The organism is Ruegeria sp. YKSF57 (assembly GCF_059612585.1).
In genome coordinates this window covers 124,424-139,513 of the sequence record NZ_JBXWQW010000004.1, presented here as the reverse complement: position 1 = coordinate 139,513, position 15,090 = coordinate 124,424, and the positions used below count along the sequence as shown (strand labels likewise).

Below are 15,090 nucleotides of genomic sequence, written 5' to 3'. Positions count from 1 at the left end.
CGGCAAGAAGTGCTGCGACGACATCCTTGCCAATCGAGTCCACGACATCCTGATGCACGAGCAGGCATTCCGCCGCGCCACAGATACCGGTTCGGCGGGTCTTGGCGTTCAGAACCACATCGATGGTCTTTGCCGGATCGGCGGCCTTGTCGATATAGATGTGAACGATCCCTTCGAGATGGGCAAAAACGGGCACGCGCGCTTCGCGCTGCACAAGCCCAACCAGCCCCTTGCCACCGCGCGGCACGATGACATCGATATGGTCGGTCATGGTCAGCAATTCCTGAACCGCCGCCCGGTCGCGGGTCGGCACCAGCTGGATGGCATCTTCGGGCAGGTTCGCGGCCTTCAGTCCTTCAACCAGACAGGCGTGAATCGCCCCCGACGAGTGGAAGCTTTCGGACCCTCCGCGCAATATCACCGCGTTGCCGGATTTCAGGCACAGCGCGCCGGCATCCGCGGTAACGTTCGGGCGGCTTTCATAAATCACGCCGATCACCCCCAAGGGCGTGCGCACGCGCTGGATGTTCAGGCCGGTCGGCATTTCCCATTCCGCCAGAACTTCCCCAACAGGATCGGCCTGATCGGCCACCGTGCGCAGCCCGTCCACCATCCCCTGAATGCGCGCCTCATCCAGCATCAGCCGGTCCATCATCGCAGGGTTCAGGCCCTTGTCGCGCCCAAATTCCAGGTCTTTCAGATTGGCCTTGATGATCTTGTCGCGATTGGCCCAAACAGCATCTGCCGCTGCAATCAGCGCGGCATGTTTGCGTTCGGCAGTCGCAAAGGCAAGCTCTTTCGAGGCATCTTTGGCGCGGACACCGATCTCGGCCATCACAGCGGGTATGTTGTCCAGATCTTTCATAGCCAAGGCCTTTCTTCTACATCTTACAAAACTGCGCTTCAGAGAGCCATATCGTCCCGGTGAACAAGCGCCGCCCGACCCGGATATCCAAGAATACCTTCGATTTCCGAGGTTTTACGCCGCTTGATCGCGTCCGCTTCTTGCGCCGTATAGCGGCTGAGTCCCTGACCCAACCAACGGGCATCGGCATCCAGAATGGCAACTGGATCACCGCGGCCGAAATCGCCGCAAACCTCGACGATCCCGGCAGGCAACAGGCTCTTGCCGTTTGCCAGTGCCCTGGCGGCGCCACTATCCACGATGATCTCGCCTCGCGGCTTCATCGCCGCAATCCAGCGTTTTCGCGCCGCATGCGGATCAAGTGTCGCTTTGAACCAAGTGCAGTTCGCTCCATTTTCCAACGTTGTCAGAGGGTTGAGGGGCGATCCTTCTGTAATCGCCATATCGCACCCCGCCGCAATGGCCATTTTTGCGGCCATCAACTTGGTCTTCATGCCGCCCTTGGACAGACCTGATCCTGCGTCTCCTGCCATCGCCTCGATCTCGGGCGTGATTTTTTCGATCACGTCGAAACGCAGGGCAGATGGATCGTGGTTCGGATTGGCGGAATAGAACCCGTCCACATCCGACAACAGGATCAACTGATCGGCCCCGACGGTTACGGCGATCTGCGCCGCCAGCCGGTCGTTATCGCCATAGCGGATTTCGTCAGTCGCCACGGTGTCGTTTTCGTTCACGATGGGAACGGCCCCGAGGCTGAGAAGTGTTTCCAGTGTTGCGCGGGAATTCAGATAGCGACGGCGATCTTCGCTGTCTTCGAGTGTAACCAACACCTGAGCCGTGGTGATGCCATGCGGATCCAGCGCCTCTTCATAAGCGCGGGCGAGACGGATTTGCCCGACGGCTGCAGCGGCTTGAGACTGTTCCAAAGGCAAGGTTGTTGCAGGAAGTTTCAGAACACCGCGCCCAAGTGCGATGGACCCCGACGAGACAAGGATGACGTCCGTGCCCTGCCCCTTGAGCCATGCCACGTCGCTGGCCAGGGAAACCAGCCAATCGCCGCGCAGCAACCCGGTGTAACGGTCGACCAGCAAGGCCGACCCGATCTTGACGACAATCCGTTTGGCCGACGTCAGGGTTGCCAAGGCTGCGCCTCCTCGGCGGGTTTGTGGCGCAAGCGGTCGGCGTCGATCTGCGTGCGCAGCGCGCGCAGCACCTCGGTCACGCCTTGGCGGGCGACACCTGACATGGTCATAACAGGGCCGCCAACGGCTTCTTCCAGCGCGCTTTTCGCCAGATCAAGTTCTTCTTCGTCCAGCGCATCGATCTTGTTCAGCACGGTAATGCGTGGCTTTTCAGCGAGATGACCGCCATAAGCCTCGAGCTCATGAATAATCGTGCGATAGTCATCGGCCACCGATTCCGAAGTGCCATCAACCAAATGCAACAGAACGGCGCAGCGTTCGACATGACCCAGGAACCGATCCCCAATACCGCGCCCTTCATGCGCACCTTCGATCAGGCCGGGGATGTCGGCCACGACAAATTCCACATTGTCGACACCGACAACGCCGAGATTGGGGTGCAGCGTGGTAAAGGGATAGTCGGCGATCTTTGGGCGCGCGTTCGATGTTGCCGCCAAAAACGTCGACTTGCCGGCATTCGGCATTCCCAGCAGCCCGACGTCGGCAATCAGTTTGAGCCGCAGCCAGATCGTGCGATCAATACCGTCTTGTCCGGGGTTTGCCCGACGCGGCGCCTGATTGGTGGCCGATTTGAAATGCAGGTTACCGAACCCACCATTCCCGCCGCGTGCCAGAAGCACGCGCTCACCAACTTCGGTCAGGTCAGCCAGAACGGTTTCCTGATCCTCATCCAGAATCTCGGTGCCGACCGGAACGCGCAGAACGATATCATCGCCATCCTTGCCGGTTTGTTGACGGCCGCGCCCCGGTTGTCCGTTCTTGGCAAAAAAATGCTGTTGATAACGAAAGTCGATCAGTGTGTTCAGCCCTTCGACCGCTTCTACCCAGACAGAGCCTCCTTTGCCGCCGTCACCGCCATCCGGGCCGCCGAACTCGATGAACTTTTCGCGCCGGAAGCTGACGCAACCGCCGCCTCCGGCCCCGGACCGGATATAGACCTTTGCGAGATCGAGAAATTTCATAGTGTCTTCCTAGTGCAAAGGCCCAATCGGGCACATGTCAGAGTTTTCGGCTATACGTCCAAGTGGGCACATTCGCATTGCGTGCCAGCGAAAAGGTTTCGGCATCGCCTAGATACTGGAAACCGCAATGTGTCAAGACACGCGCCGAGGCGGGGTTGTCTTGAAACACGCTGGCAAACATCGTGCGGTTGCCCAGCGGATTCTCATTAACCAGCGCTTCGACGGCCATAGAGGCGACGCCTGTGTTCCAGTAGATCGGCGCGACCCAATATCCAACCTCGGACTGATTGCGATCCATCTTTTCAAGAGAGATCAGGCCGATCAGTTCCGGCCCTCCATCCTTGGTTGCGTCCATCGTCCAGACGTCTTCGGCGCGGTCATCGGCCATGGCGCGGGTGACGAACGCCTCGACCGAACCCGGCGGTACCGGGTGCGGGATGGAGGTTGTCATGCGCGCCACACGCTCGTCACTGGTATAGTGCTCGATCAACCCCATATCCGACCGGCGTAACGGGCGCAGATCGAACCGCTCGGTTTCAATGACCGGCTGATTTATTATTGTTTCAAGTTTCATATGTGCGCTCCTCCTCCGAACAACACAAACAAGACAGATGCGACGGTCAGTCCCGCCAACATCCTCATCAGATATTTCTCGGACCCGGTTCCTGCAACCGTATGGGCGATCCGATCCCCGGCAAGCGTCCAGATCGGATGCAGCGGCAATTGGCAGCTCAACAGGCAGAGAGCGATCGTAAGCGTGGCCTCGAACGATGACGTTCCTACAGCGACAAAGCCGGTAAACCCGGCCACGATCATCGCCCAGGCCTTGGGATTAAGTGGATGAACCACCAACCCGGCCCAGAAACCGGGCGCGGTATCCTGTGCCTGACCCGGAGCAAGCCTAAGATTGGCGATTTTCCAGGCAAGCCAGAAAATATAGGCTGCAGAGGCGTATTTCAGCACGGTGAAAACGCCCGGCGCCTGCCCTGCCAATTCCATTAGCCCGAAACCGACCGGCCAGATGATCAGCTGTTTGCCCACCACCACCCCCGCAACAAAGGGCAAGGCCGCCCGAAACCCATAGCGCGCACCTGTCCCGAGCAGGGCCATGTTGGCCGGACCCGGTGTGCCGACCTGGGAGGCGGCAAAAATCAGGAAACTGGTCGTTGCGACAGGCATCGGGTTTGTTCTTCAACAGTTGGTGAAAACGAGAAAGGGGACCGGCATGTTCTGCCGGTCCCCCATGAATTTTCTCTTAACCTTCTTGGGTCTCGGCTTACTCTGCGGCCTCCGCCACTGGCAGGACCGAAATAAAGGTGCGGTTCTTGAGCCCCTTGTGGAACTTCACGGCGCCGTCGACGGTTGCAAAGATGGTGTGATCCTTGCCGATACCGACGCCTTCGCCCGGCCAGAACTTGGTGCCGCGCTGGCGCACGATGATGTTGCCTGCGACGGCGGCCTGACCGCCATAAAGTTTCACGCCAAGGCGACGACCTGCAGAGTCGCGACCGTTACGGGAGGAACCGCCAGCTTTTTTATGTGCCATTCTCTCTCTCCTTAGCCTTTAGCCAGCTCTTTGGCCTGCTCAACCCATTCGGGTTTCACTTTGACCGTCTCGATAGCAGCAATCTGCTCGTCCGACAAGGCGGCCAGAGCAGCAAAGCTGTCGATGCCAGCATCGGCCAGCTTCTTGGCGGCGGCGGGGCCTACGCCAGTCAGCTGAGTCAGGTCGTCGGCAGCGGTAGCGGCCGGTGCCGCAGCTTTCCCGGCGGGCTTGGCTGCGGGCGCCGCGGCGCCTGCAGGCACAGAACCGGTCGCGGCCTTGACGCCCGATTTGTCCGCGCCCGATGCGAGGATGTCGATGATCTTGACAAGAGTCAGCTTTTGACGATGGCCCTTGGTTCGCTTGGAACTGTGCTTACGACGGCGTTTGACGAAATTGATGACCTTGTCACCTTTGACCTGTTCGATCACCTCGGCCTGAACGGCTGCACCTTCGACAAAAGGCGCACCGACGACCGGCGCGTCACCACCCAGCATCAAAACGTCGTTGAATTGAACTTTTTCACCTGCGTCAGCAGCCAGTTTCTCAACGCGGAGCACATCGCCCGCCTGAACCTTGTACTGCTTGCCGCCAGTCTTGAGGACCGCAAACATGCGTCTTTCCTTTTCGTTGCCGCGTTCTGTGGTCCCCAGCTGCCTGGGTGTTCATGGCTCTTGCCACCTCGAACAGCGCGCCCTTGCCGGGCGGATTGAGACCCTTGGGGAGTTGTCCCGGGCCAAATAATAACGATACCCGGCGCGGGCGATCCGGCCGGGATGCGCGCTTATCGGAGCATTTGAGATGATTGTCAACCGAATTTCAGAACTAGAGTTCTGTTGCCATCATGGCGCGTGCCACGGCCATTCCCAGATCAAAGGAAATACGATCATACATGTCCGCGAACCCGGAAAAGAAAGCCTCGTTCAGAGCGCGACCAGCATTGGTCTGTGAAAAGGCGATGTTTTCGCGAATTTGCGCGTCGGTGAGCGGCTGGTAGGCCATCAACAGGAATCCGTAGAGCCACACGGTTGTCTCTTCTATCGCATCGTCTTGCTGTTCCAACAATTCCGACAATATGGCGCCGTCATCTACCGGTGCATCCTGCCCTTCGGCAAAACCGCGAAAAAAATGCAGATCCGAACTGAACGAACCGCGCACGTTTTGCTCTATCAGATCATTTACCCTGATATATTCACGGATCAACCGGAGCCGAGGATCATTGTCGTCCAGGTCTTCATAGATTGAGCGCGCATAGTCCTCGATGGCGGGATCAAGATAGGCGCGGCGGGCCGAATTCTCCAGTGCGATGATTTTTTGGCCGAGATCACTGTCGAAGAACACGGTCGCCTGCACGAGATGCTCGGCCGTCATGTTGCGACCCAGCGCGTTTTTCAGATCGTTGGCCATCTTCTCGATGGAATAGGTCTTGTTCACCTGTTGCTGAAACGGCAAGCCACCCTCGCCGCCGAGCATCTCTTCGTCGAGGCTTTGACCATATGCCAGCCCTTCTTCACGAAGGATCTCGACCACCTCGTTCAGCCTGAGGGCTTCGGCAAGCCTGTCCAGGTTTTCGTCCGCGGCACAAGCGGCAGAAACGAAGGACAGGAGAAAGAACAGAGCTGCAATTAAACGCATCAGATATCCTGTGCAGGTTGAAGATCCGCCATCCGCGCGGCCAACACCTCAAACCGGCCTGCCATGATTTCGTATTGCACGGCATTCAGGAGTTCATACACCTCCTGCATAAGCGGTTGTTCAAGCGCCTCGACATAGATGTCGACTTCGGTGTCGGAGAAATCCTTGTAGGTATAAGCCGCTCCGGCCAAGGCGGAGAGTTGCAGCGCGCTGCGCATGGCCCCTTCGTTCCGTTTCAGCATGGCCAGAAGCTCATCGGCATCGAGCGCCAGGTCAATAACGCCTGCGGCACTGGCAGCCAACAGGAACCTGAGCTGGATTTCCTGCAGTGCGCGCAAGGCGGTGTCGCTGGTATCGATCGCGCGGTTCATCCGCTTGAGGCTTTCCACTCGCCGCGCGCCCTGCTTGACCAGATCGGCAACAATCGCTTGCCCTTCCAGTTCTTTGACCTCGTCATCTTCTATCATGTGCGATGCATTTTCTGCTTCGACCAGCCTTTGCCCAAGATCCGAGGCATAAAACTCGACCGCGTGGTTGAGTGCATCGTTGGAAAGCGTCTGTTCCAGGATTTCCACCGCGGTCTCGTGCATAATCCCGGTGTCGAACACTTCTTCGGTGAGTTCTTCCCACTGGGTCCCAAATGAACCCGCGTCGACGCCAAGCATTTCGGGAGCCGATGATGACGCAAGGGCGATGCTGTTAAGCGCCACGTCGAATCCAGTAGTCGTCAGGAATGCTTCGATCCTGTCCCGATCAGCGGCACGAACGGAAACTGGGGTTGTCATCGCCAACACGGCGACAAACACCATCAACGGGGCACAAAGGCGAAGCACTGATTTCATGCCTCCTAGCCTATGTGAAATCCAACCATGAGCAATGGAAAAACCGTCTCTGACCAAAAAGCAGAAATTTCCGCTTGCACCCCTGCGCGATCACTACTAAATCCCCCCCTCACAGACCCCCGCGGAGAGGTGCCGGAGTGGTCGAACGGGGCGGTCTCGAAAACCGTTGTGGGTGCAAGCCCACCCAGGGTTCGAATCCCTGTCTCTCCGCCATTTTGCGATATTCGTTGAATTGTTGGCTGGACTAGAGGCGCACTGCGTTTCCGGGTATCCCGAAAGCGGCCGCGAGGACGGCCACTCCGCATGTTCTGGTATTTGTGAAAGCCTCAGGCTGCGGGGTAGCTGGTGAAGATTTGCGTGCGCCCGTCACGGTGGACCAGATACACATCATAGGCTTCACGCTCACCTTCAGGCCCCATTCCTGGCGAGCCGTAGGGCATTCCCGGAACCGAAAGACCGATGGCGTCGGGGCGGTCAGCAAGGAGTCGCCGGATATCTTCGGGCGGTACGTGCCCTTCGATCACATACCCATCAACAGTCGCAGTGTGGCAGGACGTCATCTGATCAGGGATGCCGTTCGCGATCTTGTATGCATAAAGGTCGTCCCATGACGCGTCTTCGACGCTTACCGAGAAACCTTCCCGTTTCATGATCCCGATCCACGCGCCGCAACAGCCGCAATTGGGGTCCTTCAGAACGTGCACGGTCGTTGGGGCCAGAGCCAGCGCCTGACCTGCATGGGCAATTGGAAAAACACAAATTCCGGCAACAAAAGCACGGCGGTTCATTGTTGTCATGTCGGGTCCTTTCCGGATAATCGGCCTTTCGGGGTTCTCTTGCCGGGTACCTGTTGCCCAATACTCCGGCTTCTCGGCTTCTTTCCATGACTTCGCTCAAGCGCTCACTCGAACAATTTAGATGGGCTTCGCCCTAGGTCTTCGAGAATTGGGCAATCAGGGCGGTCATCGCCGGCGCATTCGGCGATCAGATGCGAGAGAGTAGCCTCCATCGCTTTCAGGCCCGCGATCTTTTCGGCAATCTCTTTCAGGTTGCGCTTGGCAATTCGTTTTACATCTGCGCTGGCGCGGTCCTTGTCCTCGTAAAGCGCCAGCAGGTGGCGACAGTTCTCGATGGTGAAGCCCAAAGACCGGGCACGGCCGATGAACGCGAGTTTGTGAAGGTCCGTCTCGCAAAAACGGCGGTATCCGTTTTGTCCGCGCTTAGGAGAAATCAGCCCGATGTCTTCGTAGTAGCGGATCGTTTTTGCCGGAAGCCCGGAGCGGGTCGCAACATCACCGATATTCATGGTCTCTCCTCGTTATTCCGCTGGTGCGGCGTGTAACGCCGTCTTGCCGTTCTTTTCGGTTGCGGCACCCCTGCCCGTCGCAGGTCGAACCCATCTGAGCCGCAATGCGTTGGACAGAACAAAGACACTGGACAGAGCCATCGCGCCAGCGGCCAACATCGGCGACAAGAGCGGTCCACCAAAGGGGTAGAGAATACCTGCGGCCACGGGGATCAGCACGACGTTATACCCAAAGGCCCAGAACAGGTTCTGATGGATGTTACGCATGGTTTTCCGGCTTATGTCGAAGGCGTTGACCGAACCGATCAAATCGCCGGAAATCAGCACAACGTCAGCAGCTTCGATTGCCACATCGGTGCCAGTTCCAACCGCGATGCCCACGTCGGCCGCGGCCAGCGCGGGGGCATCGTTGATCCCGTCACCAATGAACGCCAGTTTGTCGCCACTGGTTCTCAAACCTTCCAGTGCAGCCACCTTTCCTTCTGGCAAAACCTCGGCCACCACGTGATCGATGCCCAGAACATCGGCTATGGCCTGAGCGGTACCCGCGTTGTCACCGGTGATCATGGCGGTCTTCAACCCCATTGCGTGAAGGGAGCGAAGAACATCTGGTGTTGTCGATTTGATCGGGTCGGCCACTGCCAGAACGGCAGCAATACGGCCATCGACTGCAGCGTAGAAAGGGGATTTTCCCTTGCTGGCAAGATCCGAACGCAAGTCGGCCAGAGTCCCGAGATCCACGTTTTCGCGTGACATGAGGCGATCGGCACCGACAAGAACATCGTGCCCTTTGACACAGGCGCGAACGCCATAGCCCGGGATCGCCGTGAAGCTGTCCATGGCCGTCATGGGGGCTTTTTGTGTTTTGGCCGCGCGCACAATGGCTTCGGCGATGGGATGCTCCGACTTGGCCTCGACCGAGGCGACAAGGCCCAGAATCTCGTGTTCTGAGAACCCTTGTGCCGTTATCAGGTCGGTCAGTTCCGGGCGGCCCTGGGTCAATGTTCCGGTCTTGTCAAAGGCCACAATGCCGACATCCTTGAGAAGTTGTAGCGCGTCGCCCCGGCGGAACAGGACGCCCATTTCTGCAGCTCGTCCGGTCCCGACCATGATCGAGGTCGGCGTGGCCAGCCCCATCGCACAGGGACAGGCGATGATCAGCACCGCGACACCGGTCACAAGGGCCAGGCTTAGCGCCGGATCGGGTCCGAATAACAGCCAGACCGTGACTGTCAGGGCCGCAGCGGCCAAAACTGCGGGAACGAACCAGGCGGTTATCCTGTCCACCGCGCTCTGAATGGGCAGTTTTGCCCCTTGCGCCTGTTGCACCAGATTGATGATTTGAGCAAGCATAGTGTCCGAGCCGACTTTCTCGGCCCGAAATGTCAAGGTGCCATTGCCGTTCACGGTGCCGGCGACAACCATCGTTCCCTTCTTCTTTTCGACCGGCGCCGGCTCACCGGAAATCATGCTTTCGTCAACATAGGACGAACCCGTCAACACATGCCCATCCACAGCGATTTTTTCACCAGGACGAACACGGATCACGTCCCCGACGCCAATATCCTCGATAGCGCGCTCGACTGCTTCACCGTTCTCTTCGACCAGTGCGGTTTTGGGCTGTAGGCCAACCAGCTTGCGTATTGCGTCACCGGTCCGACCTTTTGCGCGCGCTTCGAGAAACCGGCCAAAGAGGATCAGAACCACGATTACTGCAGCGGATTCGAAATAGACGTTTGCGGTTCCTCTGGGAAGTATACCCGGAGCAAAGGTCGCCACGACAGAAAAACCATAAGCCGCCGATGTTCCCAGCGCGACCAGAGAATTCATGTCGGGAGCGCGTCTAACAAGCGCCGGGAAGCCTTTGGCATAAAACTGAAAGCCGGGGCCAAACAACACCATGGATGTCAACAAGAACTGCAGGTAGTAGCTGTTCTGATGTCCGATCGTATTTGCAATCAGGTGATGTAGACCGGGAATAATGTGGCTTCCCATCTCGATCAGGAAAACAGGCAAGGCGAGGACGGCTGCCAGCAAGGTGCGCCGCGCCAATATCCGGATTTCATCCTGTTTTTGCTGATCGGCTGCAGCAGTTTGGCCCGTGCGTACTGACGCCGGGTATCCGGCGGACGAGGAGATTTTTGCGATTGCCGCCGGAGTCGTCGCCCCGACCGCGTAGCGAATGGTTGCGGTTTCGTTGGCAAGATTGACCGACGCATCCAATATACCGTCGCCGGCCTTCAAGGCGCTTTCTACACGCCCGACGCAGGAAGCGCAGGACATGCCGCTGATTTCTAACGTGGTTTCGTCCGTTATTGCCGGATAACCAGCGCTGTTCAAGCCGGCCACCAGATCACCGACAAACACGGCATCGTCATATTCGACCTGCGCCGAAGCGTTTGCGAGATTGATCGAGGCGGAATGAACGCCGGGAAGCTCAGTCAGGGCATTTTCGACGCGCCTGACGCACGACGCGCAATTCATTCCGTTTATTCGGAGGCGAATGTTTCGAGTCATATTCATCACCAGTGGCTTTGCTGGTGAAACAGATAAGAGTTCCAGTTACTGGAAGGTCAATAGCGCCGCGGACAAAAACCCTGTCATTACGGCGTAGAGGAAAGAACCTCACTTGTCAGAGGTCGAAAGTTCCTCTTCTTGTGTACGGAGTTTTTGGTAGTCGCGTTCCTTGTCCGGCCAGTTAGATTTGATGAACATCAGAACGTTCGCTATGTCGGTATCCGTCAGCGTATCGCCAAAACCCGGCATTGCACTTTTCACCCCTTCGATGCCCATTTCTTTCAAGATCGCCTGTCCACCCTTTTTGACATAGTCGAACAGCATCCCATCGCCGTGGTGCCACGTATGACCTGTGTGGTCGTGGGGGGGCGCACGCAGGCTCCCATCATCGTTGGGTGTCTGCCAGTCTGCCTCGCCTTTCAAATTCGCCCCGTGACACGAGGCACAGAACTCGGCGTAAAGCGGTGCGCCCTTCGCGATGTCGCCTGTCGGCGCTCGTTTCGCATCCAGCAGAAAAACCAGGAATATCCCCACCAGCGCGAGAATGCCCAGCAGGGACACGGGTAGGATTGTTTGCACGACAGACTTTTGCAATTCGCGACCCAATCCTGATTTCCGCGGCACCGGCCGTTACGAATGGTCGTGGTGTCCCATTTTGAGGGTACCGCGCATGCCGCCTTCCCGGTGGCCCGGTACGTTGCAGGACAGTTCCAGATCGGCATCACCGGAAAAAGTCCAGATCAGTTCTGCTGTCTCACCCGGTTCCAATAAAAGGCTGTTCCCGTCGTCATGGGCCATGCCGGTTGTACGCATCACGTCGTGATTGATCCTGTCTGCCTCCAAGGCGCCTGTTTCCATCATTTCCAGCATTTCCGACATATGGGCCTGGTGCATCGCGGCCGTCCCAATGTTGAATTCATGCACAAATTCGCCGGTGTTGGTGACAACAAACCGAACGGTTTCGCCGGATTTGATCGAAAGGTTATTGGGTTCGAACCTCATTTCACTCATCGCGATATTGACTGTACGGTCGACGTCAGCCGCATCTCCTGGCGTCCCAATGTTGACTGCATCGTGGTGGCCACCGTGCCCATGTCCGCCCGAATGCGAACCGCCCGCATTTGTTTCACCGGCTTGCCAGCCAATTAGAGCCGCCAGAGCAGGTAACAGCAAAACCCGTTTCATTGTTTCTCCCTTTCAAATTCATCTTCCGGCTCGTCAGTATTTCCGCCGTGATCAGATACCGTTTTCCCGTTGCAGTTCCCTAACATAGGAAACGATCCCTTTGACGTCACCGCGCGTCAGGCCATCGACCGGAGGCATGTTTCCAAACCGCCAATGATGCGAGCGGACGCCGTTCGCGACAGCCACCAAGAAAGCCTGGTCGGAATGGTGGCCGGGTTCATAGATCTTGTGAACCAGTGGCGGTCCCGATCCATCAACGCCTGCAGCATTCACGCCATGGCACATAGCGCATTTGGCTTCGAAGGCGACTTTTCCCACCAAGGCCATTTCGGTGAGTTCGGCGGGTACCGACACTTGCGCAAGCGCAACGGTTCCACCTGAGGACTCGCCAATCGCCGCAGGCTTTCCGCCAGACATTGAAAAATACAAGGCCCCTGCCCCGACTACGAGCAAGCCAGTCAAGCCCAGCATGTTTTTGTTCATTCCAAGTATCCGCTTTTGCTGATTCACCTCGCTTTTGCCAACATCCAGTACTGGAACGTCAACCTAGGCTTTTCAAAAGTTCGTGACAGCAAACGAAAAGGCCGGGCAAATGGCCCGACCTTCTTTTTCAAACTTGACTTGGATTATGCCCGGCGGCGGCGGCCACCGCCACCACGACGGCCACGGCCTTCACCTTCGGAACCTGCAGCATCAGGCGCCTTGTTGAACCGGATCCATTCGGAACCGTGCGGGTCGTTGTTGGTCAGCAGATTTGCGGCGCGGATGGCCTCCATCTCCTTGCCCGCGCGCGGCAGTGTCGAACCCAGGCCAAACATCGTGACAAAGGTTTCGTCATCCATGCCTTCGGGAAGGATGATGCCGGCGGCGGCAACTTCTTCTTTCTTGGCGGCAATTGCCTTTTGCGTAATTGGCAATGCGACCGGGTTCATGATCGCTGAGGTCATGCCGGCACCCATTGCCATCGGCAGGAAGGCATTGTTGATGCCGTGACGGTTGGGAAGACCGAACGAGATGTTTGAGGCGCCACAAGTGGTGTTTACGCCCAATTCTTCGCGCAGGCGGCGGACCAGTGCAAATACCTGTTGGCCTGCGGTTGCCATCGCGCCGATTGGCATGACCAGCGGGTCCACGACGATGTCGTGTGCAGGAATGCCGAAATCCGCGGCACGCTGAACGATCTTCTTGGCCACGTCGAAACGCACGTCCGGGTTTTCCGAGATACCGGTGTCGTCGTTGGAGATCGCAACAACCGGCACGTTGTATTTCTTGACCAGTGGCAGAACCAGTTCCAGACGCTCTTCCTCGCCCGTGACCGAGTTCAGCAACGGACGGCCTTCGGCGGCCGCAAGCCCGGCCTCTAGCGCGCCGGGCACCGACGAGTCGATGCAGAGCGGAACGTCGACCAGGCCCTGAACCAGCTCGACGATCCGGGTCATCAGCGGCGGTTCCGTCTCGTTCGGGTTGGGGTTCGAGTTGTATACCACACCCGCATTGATATCGAGCACCGTGGCCCCGGCGGCAACTTGCGCCAGCGCGTCTTTTTCAACGGTCGAAAAATCGCCCGCTTCCAGTTCGGCAGCCAGTTTCTTGCGGCCGGTGGGGTTGATCCGCTCACCGATCACGCAGAACGGTTCGTCGAAACCCAGGATGGCTGTTTTTGTTTTTGATTCTACGACTGTACGGGTCATGTCCGATCCTTAGGAGTTTGCGGGCTTTGCCGAAGCGCCGCCGTTTTCAATGGCCCAGTTGGCGTTGGTCTTGATGCCGCCAAGCGGGAAGAAGTGCACGTTGGTGATGTTGAAATCCGGATTGGCTGCCTTGTGCTCGGCCAGTGCGGTGATCACGTCGTTGGGCTCGTAAGGCAGCAGCAGCTTGGACACGTCCATGGCGCGCTTCTGAAGCACCTTTAGTGACGGGCCAACACCGCAGGCGATGGCGAACTTGATCAGCGTTTGCAGCTTAGCGGGACCTGCAATGCCGATGTGGATCGGCAGGTTGACACCTGCCTCTTTCAGTGCGTTTGCCCAGGCGATGATCGGCTTGGGGTCAAAGGCGAACTGGGTCGCCAACGCCATTTCGGCGTCGGTGCGCTCGCTGAACTGCTGTTTCCACTGCAGCGCCGCGTCGACGTTCTTGCGTGAACCGTCGGGGTCGATGTCCTTGTTTCCTTCGGGGTGTCCGGCAACGTGCAGGCGCTTGAAACCAGCTTTGTCAAACAGGCCGGTTTCCATCAACTGCATCGAGCTGTCGAATTCACCATGGGGCTTTTCGACACCGCCAGCCAGCAACAATGCCTGATCAACGCCGGCCTCGCCCTGATACATTGAAATCCAGTTTTCCAGCGTCGCCGCATCCTTGATGATGCGGGCCGGGAAGTGGGGCATAACCGGATAGCCTTCGGCCGCGATCCTTTTGGCGGTCTTGACCATTTCGGCAATCGGAGTACCCTCGATATGGGCGATATAGACGCGAGTGCCCTGGGGCAACAGCGCGCGGAAATCCTCGACCTTTTCAGCGGTCCTCGGCATCACCTCAATCGAATAGCCCTGCAAAAAGGCTTCGACGGTCGGGTTTACCGGGGCTTTCTCGGCCACATCACGTTTCTTGAAGTTCAGCAAAGCCATCTTGGCCTCCCATAAAGAGTTTCGGGCTTATGCCCAACCGTCATTTGCAATCAGGGTCTTGATCCGGTCCTGATCGTATTCAGCTTCCAGACGCCTGGCCTCGGCCTCGGCAACGTCAACCGGATCGCCTTCGACCTCGAACGGGGCGGCTTTGCGCCATTCCGCAAGATAGGCATCGGTATCCTGTGCTCCGACCTTCATCGCGGCACGGTCGATCGCCTGCTCGAAGCGCTCGGCCAGTTGCTTTTTAGCTCCGCGCCGCCCCTTCCCCACGATGACTTGGGCGGGGATGTCGCGCCAATAAACGATGGTAACTTCGGGCATACCGAATGATTCCTCCTGACCTGGTGAGGCGGTTCTAAACTCCAATCTGCGCCAAAGTCGGTCGGATTTCGACACCTGC

Annotated in this window: 18 protein-coding genes and 1 tRNA gene; 1 reads left to right on the top strand and 18 read right to left on the bottom strand. The window is 57.9% G+C overall.

Annotation, left to right across the window (positions count from 1 at the left end; all coding sequences use genetic code 11):
* From AC2FLX_RS02865 to AC2FLX_RS02825, 9 genes are all read right to left on the bottom strand, one after another.
* Window positions 1-865, bottom strand: an 865-nt coding sequence (locus tag AC2FLX_RS02865) for a glutamate-5-semialdehyde dehydrogenase (protein WP_496875373.1), incomplete at its 3' end; no start/stop codon positions are given.
* Between the two features lie 38 nt (window positions 866-903).
* A complete protein-coding gene (proB, locus tag AC2FLX_RS02860; RefSeq protein WP_480751379.1) occupies window positions 904-2,010 on the bottom strand; it encodes a glutamate 5-kinase in 1,107 nt (368 codons plus the stop codon).
* Window positions 1,998-3,032 carry a GTPase ObgE gene (obgE, locus tag AC2FLX_RS02855; RefSeq protein WP_480751377.1) on the bottom strand — a complete coding sequence of 345 codons (1,035 nt, stop codon included), beginning with the start codon at window positions 3,030-3,032 and terminating at the stop codon, window positions 1,998-2,000. The genes proB and obgE overlap by 13 nt, the downstream gene beginning before the upstream one ends.
* Before the next feature lie 37 nt (window positions 3,033-3,069).
* Complete coding sequence (locus AC2FLX_RS02850) at window positions 3,070-3,606, bottom strand: GNAT family N-acetyltransferase (protein WP_496810395.1); 537 nt, start codon at window positions 3,604-3,606, stop codon at window positions 3,070-3,072.
* Window positions 3,603-4,211 carry a LysE family translocator gene (locus AC2FLX_RS02845; protein WP_496810394.1) on the bottom strand — a complete coding sequence of 203 codons (609 nt, stop codon included), beginning with the start codon at window positions 4,209-4,211 and terminating at the stop codon, window positions 3,603-3,605. The genes AC2FLX_RS02850 and AC2FLX_RS02845 overlap by 4 nt, the downstream gene beginning before the upstream one ends.
* Before the next feature lie 97 nt (window positions 4,212-4,308).
* Complete coding sequence (gene rpmA, locus AC2FLX_RS02840) at window positions 4,309-4,578, bottom strand: 50S ribosomal protein L27 (protein ID WP_480751372.1); 270 nt, start codon at window positions 4,576-4,578, stop codon at window positions 4,309-4,311.
* 11 nt (window positions 4,579-4,589) lie between these two features.
* Window positions 4,590-5,189: a 50S ribosomal protein L21 gene (locus AC2FLX_RS02835; RefSeq protein WP_496747822.1), complete on the bottom strand. Its 600-nt coding sequence runs from the start codon at window positions 5,187-5,189 to the stop codon at window positions 4,590-4,592.
* Window positions 5,190-5,400: 211 nt separating this feature from the next.
* Window positions 5,401-6,210 carry a DUF2059 domain-containing protein gene (locus AC2FLX_RS02830; RefSeq protein WP_496810393.1) on the bottom strand — a complete coding sequence of 270 codons (810 nt, stop codon included), beginning with the start codon at window positions 6,208-6,210 and terminating at the stop codon, window positions 5,401-5,403.
* Window positions 6,210-7,052, bottom strand: coding sequence for a DUF2059 domain-containing protein (locus tag AC2FLX_RS02825; protein WP_496810392.1), 843 nt, complete (start codon window positions 7,050-7,052; stop codon window positions 6,210-6,212). Before AC2FLX_RS02825 ends, AC2FLX_RS02830 begins: the two co-directional genes overlap by 1 nt.
* A 123-nt stretch (window positions 7,053-7,175) precedes the next feature.
* Here AC2FLX_RS02825 and AC2FLX_RS02820 point away from each other — a divergent pair.
* Window positions 7,176-7,265, top strand: a tRNA-Ser gene (locus tag AC2FLX_RS02820).
* A gap of 113 nt (window positions 7,266-7,378) precedes the next feature.
* Here the strand turns inward: AC2FLX_RS02820 and AC2FLX_RS02815 are convergent.
* The 9 genes from AC2FLX_RS02815 to AC2FLX_RS02775 form a co-directional block, all read right to left on the bottom strand.
* Complete coding sequence (locus tag AC2FLX_RS02815; protein WP_496810391.1) at window positions 7,379-7,849, bottom strand: DUF411 domain-containing protein; 471 nt, start codon at window positions 7,847-7,849, stop codon at window positions 7,379-7,381.
* Between the two features lie 104 nt (window positions 7,850-7,953).
* Window positions 7,954-8,358: a Cu(I)-responsive transcriptional regulator gene (gene cueR, locus AC2FLX_RS02810; RefSeq protein WP_480751364.1), complete on the bottom strand. Its 405-nt coding sequence runs from the start codon at window positions 8,356-8,358 to the stop codon at window positions 7,954-7,956.
* 12 nt (window positions 8,359-8,370) lie between these two features.
* A complete protein-coding gene (locus AC2FLX_RS02805) occupies window positions 8,371-10,881 on the bottom strand; it encodes a heavy metal translocating P-type ATPase (protein WP_496810390.1) in 2,511 nt (836 codons plus the stop codon).
* A gap of 102 nt (window positions 10,882-10,983) precedes the next feature.
* A complete protein-coding gene (locus AC2FLX_RS02800; RefSeq protein WP_496810389.1) occupies window positions 10,984-11,454 on the bottom strand; it encodes a c-type cytochrome in 471 nt (156 codons plus the stop codon).
* 51 nt (window positions 11,455-11,505) lie between these two features.
* The gene (locus AC2FLX_RS02795; RefSeq protein ID WP_480751360.1) at window positions 11,506-12,060 is read right to left on the bottom strand and encodes a cupredoxin domain-containing protein; all 555 of its coding nucleotides are present in this window, start codon (window positions 12,058-12,060) and stop codon (window positions 11,506-11,508) included.
* 51 nt (window positions 12,061-12,111) lie between these two features.
* Window positions 12,112-12,543 carry a c-type cytochrome gene (locus AC2FLX_RS02790; protein ID WP_496810388.1) on the bottom strand — a complete coding sequence of 144 codons (432 nt, stop codon included), beginning with the start codon at window positions 12,541-12,543 and terminating at the stop codon, window positions 12,112-12,114.
* A gap of 143 nt (window positions 12,544-12,686) precedes the next feature.
* A complete protein-coding gene (locus AC2FLX_RS02785) occupies window positions 12,687-13,751 on the bottom strand; it encodes a dihydropteroate synthase (RefSeq protein WP_480751356.1) in 1,065 nt (354 codons plus the stop codon).
* A gap of 9 nt (window positions 13,752-13,760) precedes the next feature.
* Window positions 13,761-14,687: a methylenetetrahydrofolate reductase gene (locus tag AC2FLX_RS02780; protein ID WP_496747804.1), complete on the bottom strand. Its 927-nt coding sequence runs from the start codon at window positions 14,685-14,687 to the stop codon at window positions 13,761-13,763.
* Window positions 14,688-14,714: 27 nt separating this feature from the next.
* Window positions 14,715-15,011, bottom strand: a complete 297-nt coding sequence (locus AC2FLX_RS02775) for a virulence factor (RefSeq protein WP_480751354.1) — start codon at window positions 15,009-15,011, stop codon at window positions 14,715-14,717.
* Between the last annotated feature and the right edge of the window lie 79 nt (window positions 15,012-15,090).

Excerpts from the sequence above, each read along its gene's own strand:
- obgE (WP_480751377.1), bottom strand. The coding sequence starts at position 3,032 with ATGAAATTTCTCGATCTCGCAAAGGTCTATATCCGGTCCGGGGCCGGA.
- AC2FLX_RS02790 (WP_496810388.1), bottom strand. The coding sequence starts at position 12,543 with ATGAACAAAAACATGCTGGGCTTGACTGGCTTGCTCGTAGTCGGGGCA.
- AC2FLX_RS02775 (WP_480751354.1), bottom strand. The coding sequence starts at position 15,011 with ATGCCCGAAGTTACCATCGTTTATTGGCGCGACATCCCCGCCCAAGTC.
- AC2FLX_RS02825 (WP_496810392.1), bottom strand. The coding sequence starts at position 7,052 with ATGAAATCAGTGCTTCGCCTTTGTGCCCCGTTGATGGTGTTTGTCGCC.
- AC2FLX_RS02830 (WP_496810393.1), bottom strand. The coding sequence starts at position 6,210 with ATGCGTTTAATTGCAGCTCTGTTCTTTCTCCTGTCCTTCGTTTCTGCC.
- AC2FLX_RS02795 (WP_480751360.1), bottom strand. The coding sequence starts at position 12,060 with ATGAAACGGGTTTTGCTGTTACCTGCTCTGGCGGCTCTAATTGGCTGG.
- AC2FLX_RS02785 (WP_480751356.1), bottom strand. The coding sequence starts at position 13,751 with ATGACCCGTACAGTCGTAGAATCAAAAACAAAAACAGCCATCCTGGGT.
- AC2FLX_RS02845 (WP_496810394.1), bottom strand. The coding sequence starts at position 4,211 with ATGCCTGTCGCAACGACCAGTTTCCTGATTTTTGCCGCCTCCCAGGTC.
- AC2FLX_RS02850 (WP_496810395.1), bottom strand. The coding sequence starts at position 3,606 with ATGAAACTTGAAACAATAATAAATCAGCCGGTCATTGAAACCGAGCGG.
- AC2FLX_RS02835 (WP_496747822.1), bottom strand. The coding sequence starts at position 5,189 with ATGTTTGCGGTCCTCAAGACTGGCGGCAAGCAGTACAAGGTTCAGGCG.
- AC2FLX_RS02780 (WP_496747804.1), bottom strand. The coding sequence starts at position 14,687 with ATGGCTTTGCTGAACTTCAAGAAACGTGATGTGGCCGAGAAAGCCCCG.
- rpmA (WP_480751372.1), bottom strand. The coding sequence starts at position 4,578 with ATGGCACATAAAAAAGCTGGCGGTTCCTCCCGTAACGGTCGCGACTCT.
- cueR (WP_480751364.1), bottom strand. The coding sequence starts at position 8,358 with ATGAATATCGGTGATGTTGCGACCCGCTCCGGGCTTCCGGCAAAAACG.
- AC2FLX_RS02815 (WP_496810391.1), bottom strand. The coding sequence starts at position 7,849 with ATGACAACAATGAACCGCCGTGCTTTTGTTGCCGGAATTTGTGTTTTT.
- AC2FLX_RS02805 (WP_496810390.1), bottom strand. The coding sequence starts at position 10,881 with ATGAATATGACTCGAAACATTCGCCTCCGAATAAACGGAATGAATTGC.